Annotated in this window: 14 protein-coding genes and 2 pseudogenes; 5 read left to right on the forward strand and 11 right to left on the reverse strand. The window is 76.2% G+C overall.

What is annotated here, in order from left to right; all coding sequences use genetic code 11:
• Positions 1–14 precede the first annotated feature (14 nt).
• The 8 genes from ABTX81_RS31555 to ABTX81_RS31590 all read right to left on the reverse strand — a co-directional run bounded on the left by ABTX81_RS31555 (position 15) and on the right by ABTX81_RS31590 (position 7689).
• Positions 15–1229 carry a cytochrome P450 family protein gene (locus tag ABTX81_RS31555; protein WP_350552790.1) on the reverse strand — a complete coding sequence of 405 codons (1215 nt, stop codon included), beginning with the start codon at positions 1227–1229 and terminating at the stop codon, positions 15–17.
• Positions 1226–1783: a GTP-binding protein gene (locus ABTX81_RS31560; protein WP_350552847.1), complete on the reverse strand. Its 558-nt coding sequence runs from the start codon at positions 1781–1783 to the stop codon at positions 1226–1228. Before ABTX81_RS31560 ends, ABTX81_RS31555 begins: the two co-directional genes overlap by 4 nt.
• Positions 1784–1859: 76 nt before the next feature.
• A complete protein-coding gene (locus ABTX81_RS31565) occupies positions 1860–2222 on the reverse strand; it encodes a DUF742 domain-containing protein (protein ID WP_350552793.1) in 363 nt (120 codons plus the stop codon).
• Complete coding sequence (locus ABTX81_RS31570) at positions 2219–2671, reverse strand: roadblock/LC7 domain-containing protein (RefSeq protein WP_350552796.1); 453 nt, start codon at positions 2669–2671, stop codon at positions 2219–2221. The genes ABTX81_RS31565 and ABTX81_RS31570 overlap by 4 nt, the downstream gene beginning before the upstream one ends.
• Positions 2672–2682: 11 nt before the next feature.
• Complete coding sequence (locus ABTX81_RS31575; protein ID WP_350552799.1) at positions 2683–4605, reverse strand: ATP-binding protein; 1923 nt, start codon at positions 4603–4605, stop codon at positions 2683–2685.
• A gap of 87 nt (positions 4606–4692) precedes the next feature.
• Positions 4693–5715: an MBL fold metallo-hydrolase gene (locus tag ABTX81_RS31580; RefSeq protein WP_350552802.1), complete on the reverse strand. Its 1023-nt coding sequence runs from the start codon at positions 5713–5715 to the stop codon at positions 4693–4695.
• Positions 5716–5846: 131 nt separating this feature from the next.
• Complete coding sequence (locus ABTX81_RS31585) at positions 5847–6593, reverse strand: hypothetical protein (protein WP_350552804.1); 747 nt, start codon at positions 6591–6593, stop codon at positions 5847–5849.
• Positions 6594–6765: 172 nt separating this feature from the next.
• On the reverse strand, positions 6766–7689 hold the full coding sequence (locus ABTX81_RS31590; protein WP_350552806.1) for a GNAT family N-acetyltransferase: 924 nt from the start codon (positions 7687–7689) through the stop codon (positions 6766–6768).
• 438 nt (positions 7690–8127) lie between these two features.
• On the opposite strand from ABTX81_RS31590, the pseudogene ABTX81_RS31595 reads away from it, so the two are divergent.
• The 3 genes and pseudogenes from ABTX81_RS31595 to ABTX81_RS31605 all read left to right on the forward strand — a co-directional run bounded on the left by ABTX81_RS31595 (position 8128) and on the right by ABTX81_RS31605 (position 11397).
• A pseudogene (locus ABTX81_RS31595) lies at positions 8128–9338 on the forward strand (MbnB/TglH/ChrH family RiPP precursor modification enzyme).
• Between the two features lie 90 nt (positions 9339–9428).
• Positions 9429–10529, forward strand: coding sequence for a TIGR04222 domain-containing membrane protein (locus tag ABTX81_RS31600; RefSeq protein WP_350552808.1), 1101 nt, complete (start codon positions 9429–9431; stop codon positions 10527–10529).
• Between the two features lie 91 nt (positions 10530–10620).
• Entirely contained in the window at positions 10621–11397 is a 777-nt protein-coding gene (locus ABTX81_RS31605) for a TIGR04222 domain-containing membrane protein (protein WP_350552810.1), read from the forward strand.
• Between the two features lie 57 nt (positions 11398–11454).
• Here the strand turns inward: ABTX81_RS31605 and hemQ are convergent, their stop codons facing one another.
• The 3 genes and pseudogenes from hemQ to ABTX81_RS31620 all read right to left on the reverse strand — a co-directional run.
• On the reverse strand, positions 11455–12180 hold the full coding sequence (gene hemQ / locus ABTX81_RS31610) for a hydrogen peroxide-dependent heme synthase (RefSeq protein ID WP_350552812.1): 726 nt from the start codon (positions 12178–12180) through the stop codon (positions 11455–11457).
• Positions 12177–13613: a protoporphyrinogen oxidase gene (gene hemG / locus ABTX81_RS31615; RefSeq protein WP_350552814.1), complete on the reverse strand. Its 1437-nt coding sequence runs from the start codon at positions 13611–13613 to the stop codon at positions 12177–12179. The genes hemQ and hemG overlap by 4 nt, the downstream gene beginning before the upstream one ends.
• A gap of 76 nt (positions 13614–13689) precedes the next feature.
• A pseudogene (locus tag ABTX81_RS31620) lies at positions 13690–14041 on the reverse strand (Uma2 family endonuclease); the annotation flags it as partial.
• A gap of 137 nt (positions 14042–14178) precedes the next feature.
• Here ABTX81_RS31620 and ABTX81_RS31625 point away from each other — a divergent pair.
• Both ABTX81_RS31625 and ABTX81_RS31630 read left to right on the forward strand, forming a co-directional pair.
• Entirely contained in the window at positions 14179–14652 is a 474-nt protein-coding gene (locus tag ABTX81_RS31625; RefSeq protein ID WP_350552816.1) for a 2-thiouracil desulfurase family protein, read from the forward strand.
• A gap of 135 nt (positions 14653–14787) precedes the next feature.
• Positions 14788–15831, forward strand: coding sequence for a DUF4349 domain-containing protein (locus ABTX81_RS31630; RefSeq protein WP_350552818.1), 1044 nt, complete (start codon positions 14788–14790; stop codon positions 15829–15831).
• Positions 15832–15842: the final 11 nt, after the last annotated feature.

The following is a 15842-nucleotide window of genomic DNA, read 5'->3' on the forward strand; positions in this document are numbered from 1 at the left end:
TCCGGGCCCTTCCGTCAGCCGGCGGCCGGGGTGAAGTGGACCGGGAGACGGACCAGGGCCCGGTGGAAGGGGCCGGGGCGCCAGTGCAGGGTGTCGGCGGGCTCGGCGAGTTCGAGGTCGCCGATCCGGCTGGTCAGCTGCTCGATGGCGGTGATCGCGATCAGCAGGGCCGGGTCGCGGGCCGGGCAGGCGTGCGGGCCGGCCGCCCAGGCCAGGTGGGCGGACTCGCCACTGCGCAGCCCGGCGGTGTCCGCCCCGTCGGCGGTGGCGGCCGGCGGGGCGGCCTGGGAGTTGGCGGCCGCGTAGGAGACCAGGACCAGCGCGCCCGCCGGGATCGCCCGGCCGTGGAAGGTGACGTCGACGCGCGGGTAGTGGGCGGAGAGGTTGGCCAGCGGCGGCTCGTGCCAGAGCACCTCGTCGATCGCCTGGTGCGCCGTCATCGCCCCGCCGAACAGCGAGCCGGCGTAGCGGGCGTCGGTGAGCAGGCGCAGCAGGGCGTTGCCGATCAGATTGGTGGTCGGCTCATTGCCGGCGATCATGGTGAGGGTGATCTGCCGGACCACCTCGTCGTTGTCCAGCCCGGCCGGGTGGGTGAGGAACCACGAGGTCAGGTCGTGCCGGGGGCGCTCACGGCGCTCGGCGACCATGGCGGTGACCACCTCGACGAGGTCGGTGTACGCGGCCACCGCCTGCCGGGTGGACTCGATGGAGCCGACGATGCCGGCCACCAGCCGCTCCCGGTGCTCGTCGGGCACGCCGAAGCCGGTGGTGAGGACGTGGACCGGCAGCCGGCGGGCGTAGTCGGCGATGAGGTCGGCGGAGCCGCTCTGCGCGAAGGCGTCGATCAGCCGGTGGGCGACCTCGGCGACCCGGCGCTGCAGCAGGTGCGGTTCCAGCAGCGCCAGGCCGTCGGTGATCACCTGCCGGTAGCGGGCGTGCGTGGCGCCGTCGCTGAACAGCGCGGTCGGCCGGTAGCCGAGCACCGGCAGCAGCGGGGAGTCCGGCGGGACGGTCCGCTGCCAGGCGCGGGAGTCCTTGGAGAAGGTGTCGGTGTCGCGCAGCAGGTCGAGGGCGGCCTGGTAGTCGGTGACCAGCAGGGCCGCGACGCCGGGTGCGATCTCCACCTCGGCGACCGGGCCCTGCCGGCGCAGCCGCTCGTAGACGGCCCGCGGGTCGGCGGCGAAGGCCGGGCCGTGCAGGGCGATCAGGGGGTGCGAGGTGGCGGTCATGGCTGCTCCGGGGCCGGGGCGGAGGCGGGGAGGCCGTGCAGGACGTGCTCGGTGAGCGCGATCAGGGCGTCCAGGCTGGAGCCGCGCTCCCGGGCGTCGCAGAGCACCAGCGGGGTGCTCGGGTGCAGGTCGAGGTGGCTGCGCAGGACCGCGACCGGGTGGGCCGGCGAGTCGGGGAAGCGGTTGACGGCGACCGCGTAGGGCAGTCCCTGCTCCTCGACCATGTCCATGATCTCGAAGGAGTCGGCGAGCCGGCGGGTGTCCGCCAGGACCAGGGCGCCGATGGCGCCGCGCGCGATGTCCTGCCAGAGCGGGAAGAACCGCCGCTGGCCGGGGGTGCCGAACATGTACAGCACCAGCTCGCCGGGCAGGGTGAGCCGGCCGAAGTCGACCGCGACCGTGGTGGTGGTCTTTCCGGGCAGGCCGGCGACGTCGTCGACGGGGGCGCCGGTCTCGGTCATCGCCTCCTCGGTGTGCAGGGTCGGGATCTCCGAGAGGGTGCGGATGAAGGTGGTCTTGCCGACGCCGAACGGGCCGGCGACCACCAGCTTCATCAGCGTCTGCTCGGGGTCGGGCAGGTAGCCCACCCGGTCCGGCCGCCCCGGACCGGACGGGCTGCCGGAGGGCGGATTACCGGAGAGTGCGGAGTCCAACGAGGAGCCTCTCGACGAGGGAGCGGTCGGTCTGCTGGGCGCGGGGGATCGGCGCGCGGGCGTGCAGGCAGCCCGCCTCGACCAGATCGGCCGCGAGGAAGACCGTGGCGCTGACCGGCAGCCGCAGGTGTGCGGCCGCCTCCACCACGGTGAGCGCGCCGGGTCGTAAGAGGTCCCAGAGCCGGCGGTGCTCCGCCTCCAGCTCGGTGAGCGCCGACGGCTGCCCGTCGCCGGTCGCGAAGAGCACGGTGAGCCGCTCGAAGCCGTCGCCGCCGGGGCGGGTCCGGCCGCCGGTGGCCAGGTAGGCGGGCACCATCCGCCTGCGGGGGGTGGGGGTCATGACCGCGCGGGGGCGTCCTGCCGCCTGGCCGGGCTCGCCAGTGCCCGGCCCAGGGCGGCGACCTGGACCTGCATCTGGTAGGCGACGTTGCCGAGTTGGGCGTCGGGCGTGGTGAACACCGCCAGCGAGGTGTTCTCGCCGGCCGGGACGACGACGGCGAAGCCCAGCTCGGACTCGACCACGGTCTGCGCCAGCCGGGGCTGCTCGGCGTCGGTGAAGGCGGTGGTGAACGCCCGGGCGGCGGCGTGCACGGTGGCGGTCATCGCGGCGACCCGCTCGGCGGAGGCGCGCGCGAGGCCGTCCGAGGCGGCCTCGACCAGGCCGTCGCCGGTGGCGATCACCGCGTGCACGACGCCCGGCAGCTCCAGGAGCGGGGTCAGCACCCAGGCGATGCCGCCGGTGTCGGACGGGCTGGACGTGGTGCTGGTGGGGCTGGGCGTGCTGCTCACAGCGCGGCTCCTCAGGGGGTCTGGGTGGTACGGCGGCCGGACGCGTCCGCGGGGCCGGCGCCGGTGCGGGCGGCGTCGGGGCTCGGCGGGGCCGCCCGGTCGGCGCCGGCGGGGCCGGTCGCCGCGGGGGACGGGGGGTGGGGGCTCGGGGTGGTGCCGGCCTCGGTGACGGGGGTGGTGCCGGCCGGGGTGCCGGCGGCCTCCGCGACGGCGGCGCGGCCGGAGTCGGTGCCGTGCTGGAGCGCCTGCCAGCGGGCGGCGGCCTGCTCGGGCGTCCGCACCGGCCGGACGGCGCCCGATCCGGCCGCTCCGGCGGGGGCGCTCTGCGGGGCCGGACCCGAGGTCAGCGGGCGGCGCCGGCGGCGGCTGGGCAGCCCGGTGCCGTCGTCCGCCGGGCCGGGTCCGTCCGGGACGGCGCGCACCGGCGGGACGGCGTGCACCGGCGGCGCGTCCGACGCGTCGGGCCCGCCCGGCGCGTCCGCGGAGTCCGCCGCGTCCGGCGTATCCGGCACCGGCGGCAGGACACGGATGGCCGGGGCGCCCTCCCGGCCGCGGCCGCCCGTCGGCCCGGCGGCGGGTGCGGGGGCGGGCGCGGCGGACGGCGCCGAGCCGGCGCGCAGCGGCAGCGGGGTGAGCACCGACAGCGGCTGCCCCTCGTCCACCACGGTCAGCAGCCCGGCCGGGATCCGGACCAGCGCGCGCATGCCGCCGTACGGGGACGGCTCGACGTGGCAGGAGAAGCCGTACTGCCGGGCCAGCTTGCCGACCACCGCGAACCCGGTCTTGGGCGGGTTGCCCAGCTCGGTGAGCAGCACTTCGGGCGGGCCGGCCAGCAGCCGGCGGGCCCGGCGCAGCTGGTCCTCCTCCATCCCGATGCCGCTGTCGTCGACGATCACCAGCGCGCCCCGCCCGCCCTGCTGGACGGTGACCGGCACGTCCGTCTCCGGGTGCGAGTACGCGGTGGCGTTGGCGAGCAGTTCGGCGACCGCGATGGCCACCGGCTCGGCGGCGCGGGCGACCACGGCGAGCCGGTCCTCGCGCAGGTGGTTGGCCACCTTGATGCGGGCGTAGCCGGGCACCCGGGAGAGCGCGCCGACCACCACCTCGGCGAGCGGCGAGTCGGTGCGGGCCAGGCCCGGCCAGGCCTCGCAGAGCACGGCGACGGTCTGGATCCGGCGCAGCGCGACCTCGTTGCGGAAGTCCACCTCCAGCAGCCGGGGGTCGTCGTTGTCGTGCTGGAGCTGCTGGACCAGGCTCTGGATCTGGTAGAGCAGGGTCTGGATCTTGGACGTGGCGCCGCGCATCGCGGAGCGGGCGGCGGCGTCGACCCGCTCGCGCTCGTCGGTGACGGCGGCCGAGGCGGCGTCCAGGACGGCCTGCAGGGCCTGTACGGCGTCCGGGCCGACGGCGGCGGGGTCGAGCGGTCCGGCGATCCGCACATTGGGGTGGCTCAGCCGCAGGGCGGCGGTGGCCACGCGTTCGGTGGCGAGGTGGGCGATCTCGGCCAGCAGCGCGGCGGTGCGCCGCTCGGCGGTCTCGGCGCGCCGCTCGGCCTCGGCGGCCCGCTGCTCCTCCTCGCCCGCCCGCCGCGCCGCCTCGGTGGCCGCCCGGTCGGACTCCCCGGCCCGTCGGCCGTCCTCCTCCGCCCGGCGCTCGGCCCGGTGGGCGCGCTCCTCGGCGGCCTGCGCGCGGTCGGCCGCGCCGGCGGCCTGCTCCGCCGAGGCCTGGGCCTCGGCCCGTGCCTCGCGCGCCTGCTGCTCGGCCCGGCCGGCCCGGCCCTCGGCGACCCGGGCACGCTCCTCGGCCAGGCCGGTCGAGGCCTCGGCGGCAGCGGCCCGGGCGAGCGCGCCGGAGCGGCCGCGGGCCAGCCACCCGGCCACGGCGAGCGCGGCCAGCGCGATCAGCGCCAGGGCCGTTACCAGCAGCTGCGTCATCGACGTCCTCGGAGCTTCCTTGTACGAAGAGCGAATGGGAGGGCCGTGCTGTGCGGGCGGTGCTTCGAGGACTGTGCCGGGGACGGCTCAGGCCGCGCCGTCGCCGCCGGGCCGCGGGCGGGGCACGCGCCGTTCGGCGTCCTCGTCCAGCTCCCGGGCGACCAGGGCCACCTGACTCATCGCCTCCAGGACGTTCGGCACCCCGGTGCCGTCCAGGTGCCGGTACTCGGCGGCGACGGTGAGCACCAGCCGCTCGGGCAGGCCGAGTTCGGGGTAGCGCTGCTCGGCGATGATCCGGCGGGCCGCGTCCAGGGCGGGCAGGCCGGCCCGGTGCAGGGCGTGCGCGCGCTCGCGGACGTACCCGAGGTAGTCGATGTGCTCCCGGACGCCGTCGCGGTCGAGCACCGGGCCGTGGCCGGGGACGATGATCTCGGCGCCGGTGGCCAGGATCCGCTCGCAGGCGGCGACGATGTTCTCCAGCGGGCCGGCCCAGTGCGAGGGGTGGTCGCCGGGCTGCGCGGCGGTCGAGCCGAAGATCACGTCGCCGCTGAACACCGCGCGCTGGCGCGGGAGGTGGACGATGAGGTCGCCGCCGGTGTGGGCCGGGGGCAGGCCGGTGATCTGCACCGGGTACTCCCCCACCCGCAGCTCCAGCTCGCCGTGGAAGACGGTGTCCGGGTGGACGGGCTCGGTCCGCGACCAGTCGAACCGCCCGAAGTGGCGGCGCAGGTAGCCGCCGAGCGGGGAGTCCGGGTCACTGCCGGTGACCAGGCCCTGGGTCTGCTGGGGCGTCGGCTCCCAGTGGATGTGCTCCAGCGCCTCGCGGGTGGCGATCACCTCGGCGTCCGGGAGCACGCCCGCGCCCCAGAGGTGGTCGCCGTTGGCGTGGGTGACGACGATCCGGTCGACGGTGACGCCGTCGGCCAGCCGCTTGCGGCTCTCGGTGAGGAACTCGGCGGCGAGCGAGGGGTCGTAGGGCGTGTCGATCCACAGCGCCGTCCGCGGCCCGGCAAGCAGTCCGCAGTTGGCCAGGCCCCAGCCGCGCTTCGGCGGGAGCCAGACGTACAGGTCCTCGGCAATCGCGCTCACGTTCGCACGGTTGATCGTCATGGGCGCGATTATGCCGATGATGTGACGGTAGTGAAGCAAAAGACCGGGGATTCCGGCCACTTCCTGCCCCGGAGTCTCCCGCGCTGTCCCGTTTGCTCCCGTTCCGGCGGCCGAATTCCGCCCCCGCGCGCTCATCCGGCGGGCAGGACGCGGCAGACCTCGACGGTCACGTCCACCGTGTCCAGGCCGATCACCCGGCCCTCGACGGCGACGAAGCCCTTCTCCCCCGAGCGGAACAGCGCGGCCAGCGGGGACTGCCGGCCGGCCGCCGCCAGGGCCTCCACCGCCATCGCCGAGCCGAACGCGAACACCCCGCAGAGCACCACGCAGGGCGCCTGCCGGGAGGTCCGGGTGACGAACACGAAGCCGTGGTCGCGGACGAGTTCGTCGGCCGCGTTGTACTGCGCCTCGAAGATCATCCCGCCCCAGCGGGCCCGGGCCGCCTGGGGGTGCTCCAGGCGGAAGTCCGGGAAGCCGGCGGCCAGCACGACCCCCGAGTAGGCGTTGACGTTCGGCCCGCCGATCGAGAAGGTCGGCATCCTGGGGTCCTGCGCGCCGGCGGTGACCAGCTCGATGGCGGCCTTGCGGTTGATCTTCCGCAGCAGGTCGATGAGCTGGGCGATGGCCCGCGCCTCGGCCATCGGCATGAAGAGCACGTTCCGCGGCCCCCGGCTGGTGAGCCGGCAGCCGTCCTTGGCGTAGGCGAACTCGGCCACCTCGATGCTCGGGGTGACGATCTGCACCCGGCCGTACGGCCCGAGCAGCACGCGCAGGAAGCCGTAGCGCAGGAAGAGGCGGGTACGGGCGAGCGAGCGGGCGGCGAGAAAGCCGATCACGGCCGGGACGAACCCCACCAGGATCTGGAGCAGGATCTCCATGGCACCCCCGTGCGGAAGACTCGGGCACGAACAGCCGGCGCCGATGTGATGCCCCGTGAGGCGCCGGGAACTCCCGCGCCCGCGTCCCACCCCGCTCCCACGCCGGTGAACGCACCGGATTCACCCGTCCGGCGGAGTGATTGTCACGCTCCGTCACCGGATCCGGGCCGGCTCAGCCGTCCAGGCGCTTGATGTGCTTCCGCTCGCTCGCGCAGCGCTGGTAGCCCAGCCAGGCGTTGATCGCGAGCATCGGTGCGTTGCCGGCGTCGTTGGAGGTGTAGGCGTACCGCAGACCGGCGGCGCGGGCGCGGCGCAGCGACTCCAGCTTGGCGAGCTTGCTCAGCCCCCGCCCGCGGTACTCCCGGCGGCAGGCGGTGAAGGCCGACCAGTAGCGGTCCGCGCCGTCCGTGGTGGCGAGGCTGAACGCGGCCGGCCGGCCGTCGACGACGGCGACCACGGTCAGCTCGTGGTCGAGGTCCGGGCGGTTCCACTCCCCCGCCAGCCACTCGTCGTACTCGGTGGCGTCCAGCACGACCTCGCCCGGCTCGTCCCGGGCCGCGTCCGCGTCGACCAGGAAGACCGGGTACGGGTCGGCCGCGAAGTCGCTCGCCGGGCGCAGTTCGACGCCGGCCGGCAGCGGCGGGGCCGGCGGCAGCGGGACGGTGAGGTCCCGGGCCCCGAAGTGGGCGGTCCGGCCGGCGGTGAAGCCGCGGGCCTCCGCGAAGGCGCGCGAACCGGGCTCGTCGTCCACCCAGCCGTGCAGCTCGGCGACGCCGTGCCCGGCCAGGTGCCGCTCGGCGGCGGCCAGCAGGGCGGTGAAGGCCCCGCGCCGCCGGTACTCGGGCAGCACGCTGCCGTTGGCGTGGCCGACACCGGTCATGGTGGTGCCGACGGCCACCCCGCAGCGGACCGCGCCGACCACCCGGCCGTCCAGCTCGGCGACCAGGACGCGGTAGTGGGAGCCCTTCGGCTGGTGCTCGGCGCGCCAGGCGAACATCGCGGGCGACTGCACCAGGTGCTCGCGCCCGGCGCGGTGGGCCGCCGCGACCGCCTCGGCGTCGTCGGGGCGGAAGTCACGAATCGTCAAAGTCGTCATAGGAGCGTCACAGTAGGCCGTCGGGCGGCCGGTCCGCTCCCGGTTTTCCCCGCCGGCACGGCCCCCACCTGCGGCGATGCGACCGCCCCCGGTGGGAGATCGCTCATTGACGCAACGCCAAGCTCAAGTAATGCTCTGAGATGACCGGACGAGGCTTGGCAACCGCGGCGCCCGGGGACATGCTCACCAGCACAGCCCGGCGGCCGCGGCGACGAGGCCCGGCCGACCGACGGCTTTCCCACCCGGCCCTCCGAAGGGGGCGCACCGATGACCTCCCCGGCCCTGCACGCCGAAGAGCAGCACACGCCCGCACCGACGACGGGCGCCGACCGCACCACCGGCACCACGCCCGCCGCCGGCACCGCGCCCACGGCCGGCCCCACGCCCGCCGCCGGCACCGCGCGCCGGCTCGGCGTCGGCCTCGGCTGGCGCAGCGAGATCGACACCGTGGTCGAACGGCAGCCCGGCCTGGACTGGGTCGAGGTGGTCGCCGAGAACATCTGCGCCGGCCACCTCCCGGAGTCCCTGCGGATCCTGCTCGACCGCGGCCTCACCGTCGTCCCGCACGGCGTCGGGCTCGGCCTCGGCGGCGCCGACCGGCCCGACCCGGCCCGCCTCGCCCGGCTCGCCGGGACCGCCGGGGCGCTCGGCTCCCCGCTGGTCACCGAGCACCTGGCGTTCGTCCGGGCCGGCGGCCTGGAGGCCGGCCACCTGCTGCCGGTGCCGCGCTCGCGCGACGCCCTGCGGGTGATCGCCGAGAACGTCCGGATCGCCCAGGACCAGCTGCCGGTGCCGCTGGCCCTGGAGAACATCGCCGCCCAGCTGGCCTGGCCGGATGACGAGCTGACCGAGGGGCAGTTCCTCGCCGAGCTGGTCGAGCGGACCGGCGTCCGGCTGCTGATCGACGTCGCCAACCTGCACACCAACCGGGTCAACCTCGGCGTCGACCCGGCCGCCGAGCTGGACCGCCTGCCGCTGGAGGCGCTCGCCTACGTCCACGTCGCCGGCGGCACCATGGTCGACGGCGTCTGGCACGACACCCACGCCCACCCGGTCACCGAACCGGTGCTGGAGGTGCTGGCCGAGCTGTGCGCGCGGACCGCCCCGCCCGGGGTGCTGCTGGAGCGCGACGCCGCGTTCCCGCCGCCCGCCGAGCTGGCCGCCGAACTCGACGCCATCCGGCGGGTCCTGGACGGCGGTGGCACCCGGTGACCGGCCCCCTCACCGGCTCCGGCCCGGACACCGACGCCGCCCGCGCCCGGCTCGCCGCCCGGCAGGCCGGGCTGCTCGCCGCCCTGGTGGCCGGCGGCCCGGTGCCGCCCGGCTTCGACCCCGCGCAGGTGCGCGCCCAGGCCACCGGCCTGGCCGCCAAGCGGCGCGACACCGCCGCCAAGGTCGCCCCGGCCCTGCCCCGCCTGCTCGGCACCCGGTACGGCCCGCTGTTCCTCGCCTACGCCCGCAGCCACCCGCAGACCGGCGGCTACCGCGCCGACGCCCGGGCCTTCGCCGCCTGGGCGCTCGCCGAGGGCGAGGGCCTGGACGCCGACGCCCGCACCGCGCTGGCGCGGTGGCTCGATCCGGCCCCCGAGCGGCCACCGGGCCCGCTCGCCCGGCTGCGGCGCGTCCTACGCCCCGGCCGCGACGCCTGAGCGACGCGGCCCGCACCGCACCCCAGCACCGACCGAACCACGGCGCCGCGCGCGCCGGGAACCACGTCTCACCACCCGGGGGAACCGCCCATGTGGCACAACGCCTACTACCTCGTCCCCGCCGTCCTGCTGGCCGCCGCCGTCGTGTGGGCGTCCCGGACCCGGCAGGCCGCCCAGCGCGTCCCCAACCCCAAGGGGCTGCCCGGCCGGGGCATACCGCTGCTCGACGCCGCCTTCCTCGCCGGAGGCCCCGGCCGGGTCTTCGACACCGCCCTGGTCCGGATGCACCGGGCCGGCCACGTCGTGGTCAGCCGCGCCCGGCTGGTCACCCTCACCACCGACAAGCCGTACGACAAGGTCGAGCGCGAGATCGTGGACGCGATCGGCCCGACCCGCAACCGCGACCTCGGCGAGCTGCGCGTCGCCGTGATGCGCTCGCCGAGCGTCCAGGCGATCGGTGACGAGCTCGCCGGCCGGGGCCTGCTGCGCAACCCGGTCAAGCTGCGCCGGGCGCGGACCGCGCACCGGATGATCTGGCTGGCGCTGCTGGTCGCGGCGGCCTTCACCGCCGGGGCCTATCTGCTCGACTCCGACGAGCCCGGCTACGACCGGCCCGCGCTGTGGATCCCGCTGCTGCTGCTCGTCGTCGGCCTGGTCTCCCTGCTGGCCACCCGGCCGCCCAAGGGCCGGATCTCCCCGGCCGGGCGCCGCCAGCTCGGGCTGGTGGACACCGGCAAGCCGTGGACGCCCCGCCACGGGGCCCGCAACGCCGACGCCGCCCTGCTCGGCGCGATCGCGCTCGGCGGCCTGGCCGCCGTCGGCACCGCCGAGTTCGCCGACGCGGAGCTCCACGAGGCGCTGCTCGCCGCGGCGGTCGCCGACCAGACCGCCAAGGCGACCGGCTACTCCGCCTCCTCGTCCACCGCGGGCTCCTCCGGCACCTCGGGCTCCTCGGGCTCCTCGGGCTCCAGCTGCTCCGGTCCGGCCGTCTGGTGCGGCTCCTCCTCCGACTCCGGCTCGTCCTCCGACTCCGGCTCCTCGGGCTCCTCGGGTTCGAGCTGCGGCGGGAGCAGCGGCTGCGGCTCCTCGGGCTCCGGGTCCAGCTGCTCCTCGGGCTCCTCCTCCGGCTGCGGCTCCTCCTCGTCGTCGAGCTGCGGCTCCAGCTGCGGCGGAGGCTGCGGCGGTTCCTGACGCCACCGACCGGACCACCGGACGTCACAGTTCGGTATCGCGCTCCGGGAACACGTTCCGCGTGCGGCGCGGCCGGGACTACAACAACCCCATGTGGTTGCTCTTCCTGCTCCCGGCCTGCGTCGCCGCGGTGCTCTCCTGCATCCGGCTGGTCCGGATGACCGCCGCCGCCGACGCGCTCACCGGGCAGGAAGGCCCCCGGCCGCCCGAGGCGGTCGGCATCGGGCTGTACGAGACGGCCTACCTGGCCGGCGGACCGGACCGGGTCGTCGAGCTCGCCCTCGTCCTGATGGCCTCCCGGGGCCGGCTGCACCTCGCCCACACCGGCTGGACCACGGTGGTCGACCCGCGCGGCCGCAGCCGGCTGGAACGCGCGGTGATCGCCACCGTCGGCCCGGAGGGCCAGTGCCGCACCGACGACCTGCGGGCGGCGATGGCCGCCCACCCCACCGTGCTGGAGATCGGCAGCCGGCTGTCGCTGGCCGGCCTCGCCACCCCGGCGGCCGTCCAGCGGCACACCGTGCTGGTGGTCCGGCAGGTCCGGCAGGCGCTGCTGCTCACCATGGTGCTGCTGGTCGTCGCGCTGATCGTCGGCGGCCTGCTGGAGGGTGACGTGCTCACCCCGCTGGCCTGGTTCTCGCTGCCGCTGGTGCTCACCTCCGGCACCCTGCTGATGGCCCGGATCGACGTCTACCCCTACACCCGCTGGGCCTCGCCGGTCGGCCAGGAGGTGCTGCGCGAGGTCCGCCCGCCGCGCCAGCACGGGCTCACCGACGACGACGAGCGCGAGCTGCTCACCGCCGTCGCCATGAACGGCCCCGCCGCCCTCCCGGACGCCCGGCTCCGCGCCGCCCTGCGGAGGCACTGACGCCGGAAGGGGCCCCGTCCGACGTGGACGGGGCCCCTCCTCGGGTGCGCCGCGTGCTCAGACCAGGCCGTTGACCAGCTCGGCGAGCGGCTTGCGGCGGCCGGTGAAGAACGGCACCTCCTCGCGGACGTGCAGCCGGGCGCGGGACGGGCGCAGGTCGCGCATCAGGTCCACGATCCGGTGCAGCTCGTCCGCCTCGAAGGCGAGCAGCCACTCGTAGTCGCCCAGCGCGAACGAGGCGACCGTGTTGGCCCGCACGTCCGGGTAGCCGCGCGCCATCTGGCCGTGCTCGGCGAGCATCGCGCGCCGCTCGGCGTCCGGCAGCAGGTACCACTCGTAGGAGCGGACGAAGGGGTAGACGCAGACGTAGTCGCGCGGGCGCTCGTCGGCGAGGAACGCCGGGATGTGCGACTTGTTGAACTCCGCCGGGCGGTGCAGCGCCATGTTCGACCAGACCGGCTCCAGCAGCCGGCCGAGGCCGGTGCGGCGGAAGCGGTTGTACGCCTCCTGGAGGTCGTCGGAGTCCTCGGCGTGCCACCAGACCATGATGTCGGCGTCGGCGCGCAGACCGGACACGTCGTACGTGCCGCGCACGGTGACGTCCTTGGCGGCGAGCTGGGCGAACAGCTCGTCGACCTCGGCGGCCAGACCGGTGCGGTCCTCGGGCAGGGCGCCCTTGAGCTTGAACACCGACCACATGGTGTAGCGGATGACCTGGTTCAGGTCCCGCGCCTTCTTCTTCGCGGGCTGCTCGGCGGCCTGCTGCTCAACGGTCTCAGTCATGCGCCCATTGTCCTCTCGTTCACGTTCGCCCCGGCCAGCGGGGTCAGCACTCGGTCGAGCCCGGCGACGGCCGCCCGGGCGCTCGCGATACACGCCGGGATGCCCACGCCGTCGTACGCCGCCCCGCACAGCGCCAGCGCGCCGGCCCGGTCAGCGGCCGCCCGGATCCGGGCCACCCGGTCCAGGTGGCCGACCGGGTACTGCGGCAGTCCGGCCCGCCAGCGGGTGACGGCGGTGTCGTAGGGGCGGGCGGTCAGGCCGATCGCCTCGCCCAGGTCGCCCAGCGAGCGGGCGACCAGCTCCTCGTCGTCCAGCTCCAGCGGCTCCTCCTCGTGCAGCCGCCCCAGCGAGGTGCGCAGCACGAAGGTGTCCGGGGCCGAGCGCTCCAGCCAGCCCCATTTGTTGGAGGAGAACGTCGAGGCCTTGATCCGGCGGCCGTCCACCGGCGGGACGAGGAAACCGCTGCCGGCCGGGGGCTCGGGCAGGTCGGCGCGGCGGAAGGCCAGGGTGACCAGGGCCATCCCGGCGTACTCGACGCCGTCCAGCTCGGTGGCCGCGGCCGGCGCGTCGGCGCGCAGCAGCCGGGCGGCGGCGGGGGCGGGCACGGCCAGCACGACGGCGGCCGCGTCCAGGGTGTCGCCGTCGCCGGTGGTCACCCGCCAGCCGTCGGGGGTGCGCCGCAGCCCGGTGACCGCGGTGCGGGTGCGCAGCTCGACGCCGGCCTCCGCGCAGGCCGCGGCGACCGCCGTGGGCAGGGTGCCGAGGCCGCCGCGCAGTCCCTGGAAGACGGGGGTGCCGGCGGTCTGCGGCCGGTCGGTCAGCTCGCGCACCCCGTCGAGCAGCGAGCCGCCGCCCCGGGCCACCGGCAGCAGCGCGGGCACTGCGGCGCGCAGCGAGATCTCGTCGGCGTGCCCGGCGTAGACGCCGCCCAGCAGCGGCTCCACCAGCCGGTCCACGACCTCCCGGCCGAGCCGCTCGGCGACGTAGCGGCCGATCGCGACATCGTCCGCGACCGCCTCCCCGGCCACCTCGTGCCGGGCCCGCTCCAGCCCCTCGGGGCTCAGCACCCCGGAGTCCGCCAGCGCGGCGAGGTTCCCGGGGACGCCCATGACCTGCCCGCCGGGCAGCGGCCGCAGCCCGCCCCTGGTCCAGATCGCGGCCTTGGCGGTGGTCGGCGGCTCCAGCTGCTCAGTGAGCCCGACCGCCCGCGCCAGCTCGACCGCCTCCGGCCGCCGGGCGAGCATCGACTCGGCCCCGAGGTCCACCCGGACCCCGCCGACCTCACCGCCCCACAGCTTCCCGCCGAGCCGCTCCGACGCCTCCAGCAGCGTCACCCGCGCCCGCGCCGGCTCCCCCGCACCCCCACCGAGCACGGCGGCAGCGGTCAGTCCCGCGATACCGCCGCCGATCACCACGACATGTGCTTGCGCCATGCCTCGCAGTCTCGCAGGTTCCTACACCTTTGCCTCAATCCGCTGCACGCTTCGCCCTGGGGGCGGGGACGAGGGCATCGAGGTCGTAGTGGTGCGGGATCCCGGCCTCGGCGTACTTCCGCGCTTGACGACGCGGTCGCGGTGGGCCGATCCGGGGGAGACGACCTCCACGACGGGAGTCACGTCGCTCGCGTCGAAGTACATGCGGTCCTGGTCGTACTCGACGCCCACGACGACCCGGCTTGATCGTCATCTCGCGCTCGGCCAGGAAGCCGTCCGGCACGAGGTCCTCCAGGGCCGCGGTCAGGCCGGTCACCGCTCGGCTGTGCCAGGAACGCTGCGCGGACATCATGAGGCAGGCGGTCGAGGTCCTCGGTGAACCACCCCTCGACGCGGGGCGGGTACCTCCGGTCGGCCGGTTCGGACACGGCCGTACGCTAGCCACTCCGGCGCGGCCTCGATGAGGGGAATCCTCCGTGGTGGAGCTGACGGGTGAAGCGGGTCGGTGTCGACCACGGCGGCCGGCCGCCCGCGACAGAGGTGCGGATCGGGAGAGGTGGGACCGGTGGTGAACGGGACGGTGGCGTTCGAGGGCGCCGAGGAGAAGGTGCTGGTGAGTGCGTGTCTGGCCGGGGTGCCGTGCCGGTACGACGGGCGGGCGAAGACGGCGGAGGTGGCCGTCGGGCTGGTGGCGGAGGGGCGGGCGGTCGTGGTGTGTCCGGAGGGGGCGGGCGGGTTGCCGACGCCGCGGCCGGCGGCGGAGATCGTGGGCGGGGACGGGGCGGACGTGCTGGACGGGCGGGCGCGGGTGGTGGACGCGACCGGGGCGGACCGCACCGAGGAGTTCACGGCCGGGGCGCGGGCCGCGCTGGCCGCCGCCGAGGCGGCGGGGGCGCGGCGGGCGGTGCTGATGGCGCGCAGTCCGTCCTGCGGCTGCGGGCAGGTGTACGACGGGACGTTCGGCGGGACGCTGCGGCCCGGTGACGGGGTGACGGCGGCGCTGCTGCGGCGGGCGGGGATCGCGGTGGAGGCCGTCTGACGCCTTGTCCGGTCCGCAGCCGAGCCGTGATCGAGTTGCGACCTCCCGGGCGGGTCCGATCCGGGCCCGCGCCCGTCGAATGGTGCGAGCGCTCCGCTGGGGGCGCCGGACAGTCGACAAGGGGAGGGCCCGACGGTGGGTGGAGGACGGCGGAGAGCCGGGGCGCTGGCGGCGGTGGCCGTGACGGCGGCGCTGGTCGCGGGGTGCAGTGCGGAGCGGGACGGCGGGAGCGCCAAGGACATGTCGGCGGCCGCCCCGGCCCAGGCCGCCGCCGGGGAGGCGGCCAAGGGGGACTCCGCCGTGGGGGCGCCGGAGGTGGCCGCCTCGGCGGCGCCGCCCTCGGCGCCCACGGCCCCGGTGGTGGACGCCCGGCAGATCGCGTACTCGGCGCAGCTGACGGTGCGGGCGGCGCAGGTGGACGAGGCGCTGGCGCGGGCCCGCGCGCTGGCGGTCGCCGCGAACGGCTATGTGGCGAGCGAGACCACCAGCGGCCGGGGCGACGGGGCCGAGCCGGGCGGCGCCGTGCGGAGCGGGCAGATCACCGTGAAGGTGCCCTCGGCGGCCTTCCAGCAGACGCTGGACACGCTGGCCGGACTCGGCGAGGTGGTCTCCCGGCGCAGCCAGGCCGAGGACCTGACCCAGCAGGTCGCGGACGTCAACAGCCGGATGCAGAGCCAGCAGGCGAGCGTGGACCGGGTGCGGGCGCTGATGGCGCAGGCGAAGACGCTGGCCGAGGTCGTCAGCCTGGAGAGCGAGCTGAGCCGCCGGGAGGCGGACCTGGAGTCGCTGCAGAAGCAGGTGAAGGAGCTGTCGGCGAAGACCTCGCTGTCCACCATCACCCTGGACGTCCGCCCGCCGCTGGCCGGCGCCCAGCCGGACGCGCTGGCCCCGGAGAAGAAGGACGGCTTCTGGGCGTCGGTCGGCTCGGCGCTGTACGGCGGCTGGCGCGTGCTGTTCCTCATCGTGCGCGGGCTCTTCGTGGCGGTGGCCGCGCTGCTGCCGTTCCTGCTGGTCGCGGCGCCGGTGGCGGCGGTGGTGTGGGCGTTTCGCCGGCGCCGGAAGCCGGCCCGCCCCGCCGTCCCGCCGGCGCCCTACGCGCCCGACCAGCCCGCCCAGCCGGACGGCCGGGACGACCAGGCCGCGCAGGGCGGCCAGGACCAGGAGCGGCCCACGCCCTGACGAGTGCGGGC

Source organism: Kitasatospora sp. NPDC097605 (assembly GCF_040302725.1).
GTDB lineage: Bacteria > Actinomycetota > Actinomycetes > Streptomycetales > Streptomycetaceae > Kitasatospora.